This window comes from Flavobacterium sp. (genome assembly GCF_046155325.1).
Taxonomy (GTDB): domain Bacteria; phylum Bacteroidota; class Bacteroidia; order Flavobacteriales; family Flavobacteriaceae; genus Flavobacterium.
On sequence record NZ_JBJXDQ010000050.1, the window covers coordinates 1 to 14,640 of the forward strand.

Here is a 14,640-nt window from a genome sequence, read left to right on the forward strand (position 1 = left end):
TTGAAAGCGTCTCCAAAACGTGCTTTGGCTTTTTCAATTTCTTTTTTGGCTTTCAGGTTTAATTTTTCGGCATAATCCTCAATTAAAACATCGGCACGGTATCTTTTTTTCGAATCTTTGTTGTCAATTAACGGGTCGTTGAATGCATCTACGTGACCTGAAGCTTTCCAAGTCGTTGGATGCATTAATATTGCCGCGTCTAGCCCAACGATGTTATCGTTTATTTGAACCATTGATTTCCACCAATATTCGCGTATGTTCTTTTTTAATTCGACCCCGTTTTGTGCATAATCATAGACTGCACTTAAACCATCGTAAATTTCGCTTGACGGAAAAATAAATCCGTATTCTTTTGCGTGCGAAATTACATTCTTAAATAAATCTTCTTGTTTTGCCATAATGATGCAAAAATATAAAAAGTGAACTTAAAAAAAAGAAATAGTTTAAGTTTGAATCATAGATTTTGCTATTTTTATGAAAATTTGGCGTTTTATGTTAAAAACCATTATCAATTTATTTTTTCCACCTGTATGTTCAGGTTGTCATTCTTTATTGATATCGAATGAAAATATAATCTGTACCCTTTGTAGACATAACCTCCCGTTGACCAATCATCATTTAAATCCAGAAAATGAAGCTTTCAAAAAATTTTACGGTCGGATTCCTGTCGAGTATACTTCGGCATTATTGTATTTTCATAAAAAGGGAATTGTACAAGAACTTATTCATAATCTGAAATATAAAGGTCAGGAAGAAATTGGAACTGTGCTTGGCGAATGGTATGCGGAGGAGTTAAGAAATTTGGTAATTATAAAATCCGTTGACCAAATTATTCCTGTTCCTTTACATAAAAAAAAACTCAGAGAAAGGGGCTATAATCAAGTTACTCTTTTTGGACAAGCTCTTTCGGATGGTTTGAATATTAATTATAACCCAAATCTTTTAATCCGAAATAGGTATTCAAAAACCCAATCCAAGAAAACATTTTTGAATCGAAGTGATGGAATCGAGACCATTTTTGATGTCATTTTTACTGAGAAAGACCATAACAAACATTTTTTGTTAGTGGATGATGTGATTACAACTGGGTCAACATTAGAAGCCTGTTCACGGGCTTTACTTAAAATTCCTGGAGCAAAAATTAGCGTGGTTTGTATGGCAATTGCACACAGCTAAATTTATCTTTACATCTCAATCCAGAGAGGAATTAAAGAAAAGAATTTCATAAAAATTTCAATTAGAGCGAATATAATTGTTATTTTGTGAATTCTAAATTTAACTTCGAAATGCTGAAAAACAATTTAAAATATATTTTATTCCTTCTTATTCTAATCGTTATAAGTTGTGCCAAAAGGGGTTCTATAACTGGCGGCTTAAAAGACACGATTGCTCCTGTTTTGAAAATGAGTTTCCCTAAAAATTATAGTACCAATTTTAAAGGGAATGGGATAAAATTAACTTTTGACGAATATATCAAGCTAAAAGACATTAATAAGCAATTGATTATTTCGCCTCCAATGAAATATGAACCACTAATTTTACCAACAACAGCAAGTAAATATGTTTCTATAAAAATTAATGATACTTTACAAGCGAACACTACCTATAGTTTCAATTTTGGTCAAAGTATAGCCGATAATAATGAAGAGAATCCTTATAATCAGTTTAAATATGTGTTTTCAACGGGTGCTTATATCGATTCTCTATCGATTTCAGGAAGTGTTAAAGATGCTTATAATAAAGATGTGGAGTCTTTTGTGTCTATAATGCTCTATGACTTGAATGATAAAAAATTCAATGACTCTGTGGTTTTCAATCAAAATCCAAGGTATATTACCAATACTTTAGACAGTTTGAAAACTTTTAAATTAGAGAATTTAAAAGCTGGAAAATACTTGTTAGTTGCGATGAAAGATTATAATTCAAACAATAAATTTAATCCAACCAAAGACAAAATAGGATTTCACAAACAGTACATTACTATCCCAAACGATTCAACTTTTGAATTAAAACTATTTAAAGAAGTTCTTGCTTTCAAAGCCTATAAACCTTTTCAAGGATCGGGAAACCGTATGGTTATGGGTTACGATGGTAAAATGAATACCGCTTCTTTACAAAAGTTTGTTTTAAAAAATAAGGCTACAATTTTGCCTACAATCATTACTAAATTCCCCAAAAAAGATTCATTGCAAATATGGTTTCAGCCCTTGAAAACTGATTCTTTAGATTTGGCATTATCAAAAGATTCTTATTCTAGAAATTTTAATGTTAAAATAAGAGATCAAAAAAAAGACAGTTTAAAAATTAGTGCCGTTCAAAGTAACACTCTAAAATTTAGAGAACGATTTACACTCAAAACAGCAACGCCATTGACTAAATTTGACAATTCGAAAATAAAAATTGTTACAAAAGATAGTGTCTCAGTAGATTTCAAAACAGAATATGACGAGTTTAACCAAGAATTGTTTTTTGATTTCAAGAAAGAACCTTCTGAGAAATACACTATTGGGCTGTTGCCAGGTGCATTAATAGATTATTTAGAACGTTCTAATGACAGTTTGAAATATACTTTTGAAACTCAAAGTTTATCAGATTATGGTAATCTTACAGTTAATTTACAGAACGTAAATCGTTTTCCAATATTAGTTGAATTAACGGATGAAAAAGGAGAAGTAATCGCGACAGAATCCCGAAGCGTCGGGACAGAAAAAAACACTAAAATTGATTTTAATTTAATGACTCCTGCACAATTTACTGTGCGAATCATTTATGACGATAACAAAAATAAGGAATGGGATGCTGGTAATTTTTTAGAAAAACGCCAAGCAGAAGAAGTAGTATATTTTTCAAAAAAAATAGATGTGAGAGCCAATTGGGATGTAGAACAAGTTTTTGATGTGAGTATTCCTTATGTTCCTGAACCTAAAAACAAAGCCGATAAAAAGAAAACGGCTAACTCAGGGTTTTAATTGAAAGGAGTCTCTATCGTTCAGAAATCCTAGTTTATTTCTGGTTTCAAAGAGATTTTCTTTATTTAATTCTACGATGAAAACACCTTCTTTTTCTTGGGGTTCCAAAATGTAATTTCCAAGAAAATCAACAGCTTGAGAATGTCCCACATATTCTAAATTATTTCTATCACTTCCTATTCTATTCACGCCAATCGTGTAACATATATTTTCGATAGATCGTGCTTTGAGCAAAATATCCCAAGCATTGATGCGTGGTTTTGGCCAGTTGGCTACATAAATTAAGATATCGTACTCTTCTATATTTCGAGAAAAAACTGGAAAACGCAAGTCGTAGCAAATAAGTGGGCAAATTTTAAATCCAAGATATTCCACAATCAATTTTTCTTTTCCAACTGTATAGAATTTATCCTCGCCAGCCAAGCTGAACAAGTGTCGTTTGTCATAAAATTGTATTTCGCCTGATGGAAAAACAAAGATAAATCGGTTATAAAAATTATCATTTTCTTTGATAATTAAACTTCCTGTAATCGCACTGTTCTTGGCTTTCGCCAAAGATTGCAGCCATACAATCGAATCTCCTTGAATGGTTTCGGCAACGGCTTCAGGATTCATTGTAAAACCTGTTGTGAACATTTCTGGTAGGACAATTAAATCCACTTTTTCAGTAATAGTATTGATTTTTACTTCGAAATGATTTCGGTTGGCGGTTGGGTTTTCCCAAAGTAAGGAGGCTTGGATGAGGGCGATTTTCATTTTGTTAAAGTAGTGAAAAATCAGCCACAGCTGACACGGATTGAACGGATTAACGCGGATTGAAAAAATTTGATTGAAAAAAAACGCATCCAAATCAATGAATGCGTTTTTTTATCGCCTTTGGGCTACTGCCTAAAAACTATTATTTCAAACTTGCGCTCAAATATTCTCTATTCATTCTTGCAATATTTTCTAAAGAAATTCCTTTAGGACATTCTACTTCGCAAGCTCCAGTATTGGTACAATTTCCAAAACCTTCTTCGTCCATTTGGGCAACCATGTTGAGTACACGTTGCGTTGCTTCAACTTTTCCTTGGGGTAATAAGGCATATTGCGAAACTTTGGCACCAACAAATAACATAGCAGATCCGTTCTTACACGAAGCAACACAGGCACCACAACCAATACAAGCTGCTGCCATAAATGCTTTATCGGCATCGTCTTTAGGAATTGGAGTTGCATTAGCATCGATAGTATTTCCAGATGTATTTACCGATACAAATCCTCCTGCTTGTTGAATTCTATCAAAAGCAGAACGATCGACAACCAAATCTTTTATAACTGGAAATGCTTTGCTTCTCCATGGTTCGATAAAAATGGTGTCGCCATCATTAAATTTACGCATGTGCAACTGGCATGTAGTATTTCCTGAATCTGGTCCGTGTGCACGTCCGTTGATGTATAAGGAACACATTCCACAAATTCCTTCGCGACAATCATGATCAAAAGCAACTGGTGCTTGTTTTTGAGTAATTAATTGCTCATTCAATTGATCCAACATTTCTAAGAATGAACTTGCTGTAGAAACATTATCTAATTTGTAATCTTCTACTTTACCTTTGTCTTTAGCATTTTTTTGACGCCAAATTTTAAGTTTTATATTGATGTTTTTTGCTGCACTCATAATTTTTATTTTTAGCCAAAAGCTGCTAGGCAAATGGCATTAGTAACTATTGTTTACTTGATTCTAATTTATTTAAACTGGCTATTACCTTATTACTTGTAATTACGAGCTGCAATTTTAATAAACTCATATTTCAATTCTTCTTTATGAAGTTCTGATTTTGTAATGTCGTTTCCTTTGTATTCCCATGCACTAACGAACGAAAAGTTTTCGTCGTCACGAAGCGTTTCGCCTTCGGCATCTTGATATTCTTCACGAAAGTGACCGCCACAAGATTCGTTTCTTTGCAAAGCATCCATAGCCATCAACTGACCCAAATCTATTAAATCGGCAACACGAAGTGCTTTCTCTAATTCAGGATTCAATTCCTCATTGCTTCCCGGAACATAAACATCTTTGTAAAATTCTGCTTTTAAATCAGACACTTCTTGAATGGCCTGTTTTAGCCCCGCTTCGTTACGAGCCATTCCTACTTTGTTCCAGATAATTAAACCCAAACGTTTGTGAAAATGATCGACTGTTTTTGTTCCATTATTAGACAAGAACGTATTGATTGTTTCCTTTACGTTTTTTTCGGCTTCAACGAATTCAGGCAAATCAGTCGAAATTTTACCTGTACGAATATCATCGGCTAAATAATTAGAAACGGTGTATGGCAATACAAAATACCCATCGGCCAAACCTTGCATCAAAGCAGAAGCCCCTAATCGGTTCGCTCCGTGATCCGAGAAATTAGCTTCTCCAGCTACAAAACAACCCGGAATAGTAGATTGTAAGTTATAATCAACCCAAACACCACCCATAGTATAGTGAACTGCTGGATAAATTTTCATTGGCGTTTCATACGGATTTTCATCCGTGATTTTTTGGTACATGGTAAACAAGTTACCATATTTTTCTTCAAGCCATTGCTTTCCTAACTTGGTCGCTTCTTCATCGCTAGGATTATGATTTCCTTTGGCGTAAGCCGCTTGTTTCCCTTTGGATTTAATTTCCGATGAGAAGTCTAAATAAACCCCTTCATTGGTATCGTTTGCTTCGATTCCGTGACCTTGATCACACATTTCTTTTGCTGCTCTAGAAGCCACATCTCGTGGAACTAGGTTACCGAAAGCAGGATATCTTCTTTCTAAGAAATAGTCTCTATCTTCTTCTTTTAATTGAGTTGGTTGTAATTTTCCCTCTCGAATTGCCGCAGCATCTTCTTTTTTCTTAGGCACCCAAATACGTCCAGAATTACGAAGTGATTCAGACATTAAGGTTAATTTTGCCTGATTGGTTCCATGAACAGGAATACAAGTGGGGTGTATTTGTACAAAACAAGGATTAGCAAATAATGCGCCTTGTTTGTGAATTTTCCAAGCAGCAGTTACATTGCTCCCCATGGCGTTTGTAGAAAGGAAATATACGTTTCCGTATCCACCAGATGCTATAATCACGGCGTGAGCCGAATGTCTTTCTATTTCACCAGTAACCAAATTACGTGCAATGATTCCACGTGCTTTTCCGTCAATTTTTACTAAATCTAGCATTTCGTGACGGTTAAACATTTTCACATTACCCACACCTATTTGTCTTGATAACGAAGAATAGGCTCCTAATAATAATTGTTGGCCTGTTTGTCCTGCAGCATAAAAGGTACGTTGTACTTGTGTTCCACCAAAAGAACGGTTGTCTAACAATCCACCATAATCTCTAGCAAAAGGAACTCCCTGAGCCACACATTGGTCAATTATATTAGAAGAAACCTCTGCTAAACGGTGAACATTTGCCTCACGAGCTCTGTAATCGCCTCCTTTTATGGTGTCGTAAAACAATCTAAAAGTGGAATCCCCATCATTTTGATAGTTTTTTGCAGCATTGATTCCTCCTTGAGCTGCAATAGAGTGGGCTCTTCTTGGCGAATCTTGAAAACAAAATGATTTTACATTATATCCCATCTCGGCAAAAGAAGCTGCTGCCGAAGCTCCAGCTAATCCTGTTCCTACAACAATAATATCAATTTTAGGTCGGTTGTTTGGCGCAACTAACTTTAGGTGATCTTTATAATCAGTCCATTTTTGTGAAATGTGACCTTCTGGTATTTTAGAATCTAACTTCATTATAGATTGATATTAATTATTAAAATGATGAAATAATGCAATGAATATAAATCCAAATGGAACTATAATTGCAAAAGAATAACATATAGTATGCAATGATTTTCCTATTTTGTTATCGAAACCAATCGATTGCAAAGAGGATGTGAAACCATGCCAAAGGTGTAAAGCCAGTAACACGAAAGCAATACTATACAATCCTGTGCGAACAGGACTTTCGAACTTAGCTACTAATTCGTGGTAATATCTTGTTTCATCAATGGTATTAACATCCACATATTTATAAATCATTTCATGTACCCAAAAATCATACATGTGCAAACCTAAAAAAGCTAAAACTACCAAACCTGAAATAATCATATTTCTAGATGCCCATGAAGCATTTGCAGCACCATCATATTTTGCATAAGAAATAGGTCTAGCACTTCTATTTTTGAGTTCTAATACAAAACCCATCACAAAGTGAAAAACAACACCTGCAATCAATACGGGTTGCATCGCAAACTGAATTACTGGATTATATCCCATAAAGTGTGACATCTCGTTGAAAGTGTCAGCACTAAAAACAGACATTAGATTAATAAAAAAATGCAGGGATAAAAATGAAATCAAAAAAAGTCCCGAAAGTGCCATTGCCACTTTTTTAGCAATGGATGACTTTAATATTGTAGATTTTGACATAAGTAATTGGAATAAATTTATAAAAGTTAGGCAAAATTAAAGCAATTAGAACTGAACTACAACCTTTTCGTAATATTTTATAACTAATTTTTATATGTTCTAAATAAGTAAATATACGTAGACGATGTTTTGGTAACAAAAAATTGTAAATCAGCCATGTTGTTTTACTTTTGTTTTTTTTAAAAATTAAGAAATGAAAATCGGAATTGATTGTCTCGCTTTTGATGTTGCCAAAATAAACCTACCCATAAAAACTTTGGCGAAAGCCCGAAATATAGAACCCGAAAAATTAGAAAAAGGCCTGGGTTTACTTAAAATGACTTTGCCCGATGTGCATCAAGATACCGTTGTTTTTGGAGCCAATGCTTTAACAAAATTAATCCTTGACAATCAAATCAATTTAGCTGAAATTGCCAGAATTTATGTGGGTACCGAAAGTGCTATTGACAGTTCAAAACCTATAAGTTCCTTTCTAATTGCCTTGATGGAACAAAAATTTGGAGAAAACTCCTTGTCCGAATGTGATGTTGTCGATTTTACTTTTGCTTGTATTGGCGGCGTTGATGCCTTGCAAAACTGCATCGATTTTGTACGATTAAATCCATCAAAAAAAGCAATTGTGGTAACCACTGATATTGCAAAATACGATCTAAATTCTACTGGAGAATATACACAAGGTGCTGGTGCTCTAGCAATGCTAATTACTACAAATCCCAGAGTTATCGCTTTCGAAAATCTTTGGGCAACCAGTGCCAAAGGCGTATTCGACTTTTTTAAACCCTATCGAACTCTTTCAAAAGAAGCTATAACCGCCAACAAAAACAATAATCCTTGGTTTGATAATTTAGAAAGCGAAATAGAAATCCACAAAGACCAGCCTGTTTTTGATGGGCAATATTCAAATCAATGTTACATGGATCGAACAAGAGAAGCCTATTTTTCATTCAAAAAATTAAAAAATAATTGCGATACTGTTTATATTTCTTGGCAAAGTATCGTCATGCATTTGCCTTATGCTTTTCAGGGAAGAAGAATGTTGACTGAAATTTATGCTCTTGATGCTTTAACTCCATTATTAACAGGTGAAGAAAACGCGATTGAATACCAGAACAAAATAAAAGAAATCAGCAAGTCCGAAGAATACCAAAATTTTGTAACCCATAAATTACAAGCCGCAGAAATAGCGTCTTCCTTAATTGGAAATTTATATACAGGTTCCATATTTATGGGATTCTTATCTACTTTAGCTCATTTTCATAATACAGAAAAAAAAATAATTGGAAATAAATTTGGTTTTATGGCTTATGGTAGTGGTTCGAAATCAAAGGTTTTTGAAGGCACAATTCAGGCCGAATGGAAATTAGCTTTTGAGCCTGTTCACCTTTTTGAAACCCTAGAAAAAAGCGTTGAAATCGATTTTGATACCTACCAAAAATTACACAAAAAGGAACAAAAAATAAGTATACAAAGTCCAAAAAACGAATGGGTTTTAGACAGAATAGAAAAAGAAATTCCAAATCTGATTGGTGCACGTTATTACAAATGGATTGATTAAATTTGAATTCTAATTTTATGCATTATGAAATACCATCAAATTGACAATACTTTATTTATAAAAAATCGCGCAAAGTTCTCGGCACAAATGAAGCCGAAAAGTGTGGCGATTTTCAATTCTAACGATATTTATCCCGTTTCTGCAGATAGTACTTTGCCATTTGCACAACACCGCGACATTTTTTACTTGTCTGGCGTGGATCAAGAAGAAAGCATTTTGTTGCTATTTCCTGACGCACCTTACGAGCACCAACGCGAGATTTTATTTCTAAAAGAAACCAACGAACACATTGCGATTTGGGAAGGCGAAAAACTTTCTAAAGACCGTGCCTTTGAAGTTTCAGGAATAAAAACAGTGTATTGGCTACAAGATTTTGAGAAGATTTTATTCGAAATGATGACGCATTCGGATACGATTTACATTAACACCAATGAGCATTATCGCGCCTCTATAGAAACAGAAACTCGGGAAGCACGTTTTGTAAAATGGTGGAAAGGCAACTATCCAGCACACGCTGTCGCAAAAAGCAATCCGATTTTGCAACGCATTCGTTCTGTAAAAGAAAGTGAAGAATTGGATTTAATCCAAAATGCGTGTACGATTACCGAAAAAGGATTTCGAAGAGTTTTGTCGTTTGTAAAACCAAATGTCACAGAATATGAAATTGAAGCCGAATTTATCCACGAATTTATTAGAAATCGTTCCAAAGGTTTCGCGTATACGCCGATAATTGCGTCAGGAAACAATGCCAATGTTTTGCATTATATCGAAAATAACCAACAATGTAAAGCAGGAGATTTAATTTTGCTTGACGTTGCAGCCGAATACGCCAATTATTCCAGCGATATGACGCGTACCATTCCAGTTTCTGGACGTTTTTCCGAAAGACAAAAAGCAGTTTACAATGCGGTTTTGAGAGTGAAAAACGAAGCTACAAAAATGCTAACACCAGGAACACTTTGGAAACAATATCATTTAGAAGTTGGTAAAATTATGACCTCTGAATTATTAGGTTTGGGATTAATTGACAAAGCCGATGTGCAAAATGAAAACCCAGAATGGCCTGCGTATAAAAAGTATTTTATGCACGGAACTTCGCACCACATGGGATTGGACACACACGATTATGGAATTTTGACCGAGCCGATGAAAGCCAACATGGTTTTCACCGTTGAGCCCGGAATCTACATTCCAGCGGAAGGTTTTGGAATTCGATTAGAAGATAATGTGGTTGTTCAGGAAACTGGCGAACCTTTTAACTTGATGCGAAATATCCCGATTGAAGTGGGAGAAATTGAAACGATTATGAATTCTTAATTTAGATAAAAGAATATAGACAAATAGATAATAGACGGTTTGCAGAAATGTGAGCCGTTTTTTATTTTACCATATAAGGCATTTAAGGTCATATAAGAAATACTTAAATGACCTTAAATGCCTTATATGGTTTAAAATTTTAACCTTATTTTTGCTCAAAAGTTATAGAAATGAAACAAGTTCTCTACAAAAACACTACAATTTCTTATTCCGATACTGGGAAAGGAACTGCTGTAGTTTTACTTCATGGTTTTTTGGAAAACCAATCGATGTGGAAGGATTTGACCCCGATTTTATCACATAAAAACCGAATAATTACTATTGATTTATTAGGACACGGAGCAACCGAATGTCTTGGATACGTTCATTCAATGGAAAATAATGCGGAAATTGTAAAAGCCGTTTTGTCGCATTTACGGATTCGGAAAGCGATTTTTGTTGGACACTCTATGGGCGGTTATGTAGCTTTGGCTTTTGCAGATTTGTTTCCTCAAAAAATGAAAGGATTGGTTTTACTGAACTCTACTTCATTTGAAGACAGTGCCGAAAGAAAGAAAAATAGAGCCCGAGCCGTAAAGGCAGTGAAGAGTGATTATGAAACTTTCATCCGTTTGTCTATCGCCAATTTGTTTAGCCCTGACAACCGAGAACGTCTAAGAGATACCATCGAAAAAGTAAAAAAACAAGCATTACAAACTCCTTTGCAAGGCATAGTTGCTTCGCTTGAAGGTATGAAAATCCGAAAAGAAAGAGTGTTCGTTTTGCAAACTGCAAACTACCCAAAATTGTTGATTTTAGGAAAAAAAGATGGCGTTTTGAATTATGAAGATAATCTGAATCAAATCGAAAACACAGATACCCAATTGGTCTCTTTTCGCGATGGACACATGAGCCACATTGAAAATAAAGACGAATTGAAAACCGTTTTGTTAAACTTCTTCAAAAGTATTTAAAATCTCTTTGTGGTCATTGTGGTTAAATTTTCTCTACAAAAGATTTCGTCTCGTCTAGAATTTCATTCAGTAACAAAACCAGTTGCTCTATGTAATTTGTCATTATTTCTGAGGTAATGGTGGAATCCCCTTCTTTTCCTTCTTTAAAATTAAAAGGCATAAACCCTGATTTCAAATTTTTGAAAGATATGATTCCCACTTCAATGGGTTTACCATTAGCTTCGTTTTCGAACATGAAAGCATAAGCCAAAATCTGTATTATTTTTTCATACTTTATATCCTCAGTCAAACCTTTCCATGATTTTAAAGTGACATTTGTTTTTTCGACTTTGCCTGTTTTGTAGTCAATAATTCGAATAGTTGTGTTTCCGTCTTTTAGGGTACGCTCTTCTATTCGGTCTACTTTACCCGCTATTTTAATAGGGAACGGCAAACTAGGATGTTCTAAAATCCGTTCACATGGTTTTTCTAAATGCAATATTTTTATAGCATCCCCATTCTTGATACTTTCTAATTCTACTTTCAAAAAATTATACACATTTCGTTTAGCCACCTCAAATGCCAAAAGATTACGTCCTTTTTTGATTTCTCCTTCTTTATAAATGAGTTTAAACTGCTTTAAAACTTCGCTATCCAAAAGCAAAAAACAACTATTTATATCTTTTTCTGATAAAAAACGACCAATAAAAGGGGTGTATAAAACTTCTAATGTTTCGTGAATAATAGTTCCCAAAGTATTCAACGCAATGTTTTCCTCTACTTCCTCAACTTCGCTAATGCGTAAAATCTTTTGGAAATAAAACTGAATCGGGTTCCGAATATAACTTGTCATTGCAGATGGAGAAAACCCTTTTTCAGCTATTTCATTTAATCGCAATTGCACAGATTCGGATTTAGGAACTTCAATCGGTATATATGCTATATCAGGTAATTCAGGATTATAAATATCGTGTGTAATACTATGATTTTTTTGTTTCTCTACTTCTAATTGGGTGATAAATCTACTTTTTTCTCCTGCATCTAAACCTTCGCTTTCGGTATTATAAATCAAATAAATATTCTTAGCTCGCTGCAATAAATGATAAAAATGATACGTGTAAATAGCATCTTTTTCTTTGAAAGTGGGTAATCCCTTCTCTCTCTTTACATCATAAGGAATAAAAGAATTTTGAGATTTTCCTGCAGGTAATTTACCTTCATTCATAGCCGTTATTATTACTGTATCAAAATCTAAAACCCGACTTTCGAGAACACCCATAATTTGTAAACCCAACAAAGGCTCTCCTTCAAAAGACACCTCAGCTATATCTATAACTTGTTTATATATAGCATAAAGTGTATCGATTTTATCAATGTGATTTTGATTTGAAAAATAATTAATGATTTTATTAATGACTTTAAATATAGAATAAACAAAAGTTTTAACTATTTTTTCTTCCTCTTGATCATCGCTTAAATTTGATTTTATGGCAAGTAATATTTTTGAAAGTAATTCTAAAACTAGCATCGAATTGTTTTCCCATTTTTGAAAAATCAAAAGAAAAAAATCATTGGGATTCTTATTCATTTCCATCAATCTATGATGTGTAATGAATGTATAATTATTTTGATTGATGATTGTTACTAATTCATTTGTATTTGCATAGGGTTCGATTAATGGATGTGTCAAGATATCCAAAATATCTTTGTAATAAAACACATAACTATTAACACTTCTGGATAAAGCATTGGTGTTCATTTTGAACAATTTGTCAATCAAAATCTGAGCTGGATTATTCTTGCTAGAATACCCCATAGTAATGTTTAGAGCTCCAATATCTGACGGTAACGAATACAATAATGGCAATAATAGATTTTCTTCTCCGAGTACTACAGCCATTTTATCTAATGAAGCGTTGGGGTTTTCGTGCAAAATTTTTTCAATTATACCTCCCACTATTTTAGCTTGACCAACAGATTTTGGTGTTCCTATAATTTTTATGTTTTTTGATTGCGAAAAATCATCCACAATCCATTCAAAAGGATTGAATTTATAATGCTTCCAATTCTCTTTGAAACGACGCGCAAATAAACCAGCATCATGATATGGATCATTTAAAAAAGTTTGATCTATGTCCCAATAAATTTTATGTTGGTTTGAAGCAATTAAATATTGTATTATCTTTTCTTCAGCAACATTCAAAGCATTAAACCCAGCAAAAACTATATTTTTTTGTTTGACTGATTCAGAAAAATAATTTATATTTTGCAACGCTTGCCTATAAATTAACCCTTGGTAGCCGATTCCTTTTTTTAATAAATGAGCATAAAGTGTTTGGTAGTAATGGGGCAACAATTTCCAAAAATCGATATAATTTTCAAGTAATTGGGTCTTGTTTTCGACTTCAATCCCCCACTTTTTTATGTCTTCAATATCCTTTAAATAAGAAAGTATTCCTACTGGATCAATTAAATATCTATCTATTTCATTAAAATCTTGTAGTAGTGTTTTTGCCCAATTAGCAAAAGTTTCAAAAGGTTGTTGGCTTGTTTTTACTGTAATTGATAAATATACTTCATAAAATTCAAATAACAATTCAATAGAGTCTATGCTTCGAATTCCTGCAACATCCTGAATAAATTCTTCAATACTAATAATATCAGGAGATATTATATTATTTGTTATTTGGTTTTTAAGTGCCTTTATCAAGAATATTTTAGCTCTTTTATTAGGTAAAACAACAATTGTATTTGATAATTTTTCTGAATTAGTATTCAGAAGAACCTGTGCGATTTTATCTAAAAAAGAGTTGTTTGTCATTTTATAAATATAAAAAAAACGTCCCAATAAATCGGGACGCTTTTAGAAATATTTTAAAGAGAAATTATTTTTTTAATTTCACTTCTGTTCTTCTGTTCTCTGCTTTTCCTTTAGCAGTAGTATTAGGTGCAATTGGCGTTGTCTCACCAAAACCTACTGTAGTTAAATTATCAGCATTAACTCCTCTTTCAATTAAAGCAGTTTTTACTACACTTGCTCTATTTTCAGAAAGTATTTGATTAGATTCATCTGTACCATCGCTATCTGTATGACCCTCAACACTAAATTGTGCTGTTGGATATGATTTAAGAATAGTAGCCATTTTGTCTAAGTTAGCAGACACTTTAGATACAATTACTGTTTTACCTGAGAAGAAATAAACAGAACGAGATTGAATTTTAAGATCATCTAACTCTTCGGCAGTTACTTCAGGACAACCGTTGTTTGCAACAGTTCCTTTTTCAGTAGGACATTTGTCGTCTTTGTCTAAAACTGCATCTCCGTCTGTATCAGGCCATGGACAACCAAAGTTTTCTTTTGGTCCTTTTACACTAGGGCATTTATCATCACCGTCTTTGATTCCATCTACATCAGTATCAGGACATC

Annotated in this window: 11 protein-coding genes and 1 pseudogene; 5 read left to right on the forward strand and 7 right to left on the reverse strand. The window is 33.7% G+C overall.

Annotation, left to right across the window (positions count from 1 at the left end):
• Positions 1–398 (reverse strand): annotated as a pseudogene (locus tag ACKVOD_RS03235) (glycine--tRNA ligase); the annotation flags it as partial.
• Between the two features lie 94 nt (positions 399–492).
• Here ACKVOD_RS03235 and ACKVOD_RS03240 point away from each other — a divergent pair.
• Complete coding sequence (locus tag ACKVOD_RS03240; protein WP_409208044.1) at positions 493–1,176, forward strand: ComF family protein; 684 nt, start codon at positions 493–495, stop codon at positions 1,174–1,176.
• Positions 1,177–1,286: 110 nt separating this feature from the next.
• Positions 1,287–2,969: an Ig-like domain-containing protein gene (locus ACKVOD_RS03245; RefSeq protein ID WP_409208045.1), complete on the forward strand. Its 1,683-nt coding sequence runs from the start codon at positions 1,287–1,289 to the stop codon at positions 2,967–2,969.
• Here ACKVOD_RS03245 and ACKVOD_RS03250 read toward each other — a convergent pair.
• The 4 genes from ACKVOD_RS03250 to ACKVOD_RS03265 form a co-directional block, all read right to left on the reverse strand.
• Complete coding sequence (locus ACKVOD_RS03250) at positions 2,958–3,725, reverse strand: amidohydrolase (RefSeq protein ID WP_409208046.1); 768 nt, start codon at positions 3,723–3,725, stop codon at positions 2,958–2,960. The two genes, ACKVOD_RS03245 and ACKVOD_RS03250, sit on opposite strands and share 12 nt — an antisense overlap.
• 142 nt (positions 3,726–3,867) lie before the next feature.
• A complete protein-coding gene (locus tag ACKVOD_RS03255) occupies positions 3,868–4,629 on the reverse strand; it encodes a succinate dehydrogenase/fumarate reductase iron-sulfur subunit (RefSeq protein WP_409208047.1) in 762 nt (253 codons plus the stop codon).
• A gap of 92 nt (positions 4,630–4,721) precedes the next feature.
• Positions 4,722–6,731 carry a fumarate reductase/succinate dehydrogenase flavoprotein subunit gene (locus ACKVOD_RS03260; protein WP_409208048.1) on the reverse strand — a complete coding sequence of 670 codons (2,010 nt, stop codon included), beginning with the start codon at positions 6,729–6,731 and terminating at the stop codon, positions 4,722–4,724.
• 12 nt (positions 6,732–6,743) lie between these two features.
• Positions 6,744–7,409, reverse strand: coding sequence for a succinate dehydrogenase cytochrome b subunit (locus tag ACKVOD_RS03265; protein ID WP_409208049.1), 666 nt, complete (start codon positions 7,407–7,409; stop codon positions 6,744–6,746).
• Positions 7,410–7,602: 193 nt separating this feature from the next.
• Between ACKVOD_RS03265 and ACKVOD_RS03270 the strand changes: the two genes are divergently transcribed.
• The 3 genes from ACKVOD_RS03270 to ACKVOD_RS03280 all read left to right on the forward strand — a co-directional run bounded on the left by ACKVOD_RS03270 (position 7,603) and on the right by ACKVOD_RS03280 (position 11,234).
• Positions 7,603–8,964 (forward strand): hydroxymethylglutaryl-CoA synthase family protein, encoded by a 1,362-nt coding sequence (locus tag ACKVOD_RS03270; RefSeq protein WP_409208050.1) that lies wholly within the window; start codon positions 7,603–7,605, stop codon positions 8,962–8,964.
• Between the two features lie 24 nt (positions 8,965–8,988).
• Positions 8,989–10,281 (forward strand): aminopeptidase P family protein, encoded by a 1,293-nt coding sequence (locus ACKVOD_RS03275; RefSeq protein WP_409208051.1) that lies wholly within the window; start codon positions 8,989–8,991, stop codon positions 10,279–10,281.
• A 170-nt stretch (positions 10,282–10,451) separates the two neighbouring features.
• Positions 10,452–11,234: an alpha/beta fold hydrolase gene (locus tag ACKVOD_RS03280; RefSeq protein ID WP_409208052.1), complete on the forward strand. Its 783-nt coding sequence runs from the start codon at positions 10,452–10,454 to the stop codon at positions 11,232–11,234.
• A 22-nt stretch (positions 11,235–11,256) separates the two neighbouring features.
• Here the strand turns inward: ACKVOD_RS03280 and ACKVOD_RS03285 are convergent, their stop codons facing one another.
• Entirely contained in the window at positions 11,257–14,034 is a 2,778-nt protein-coding gene (locus ACKVOD_RS03285) for a PD-(D/E)XK nuclease family protein (protein ID WP_409208053.1), read from the reverse strand.
• 64 nt (positions 14,035–14,098) lie between these two features.
• Positions 14,099–14,640: OmpA family protein (locus tag ACKVOD_RS03290; protein WP_409208054.1), on the reverse strand; the 542-nt coding region annotated here is incomplete at its 5' end.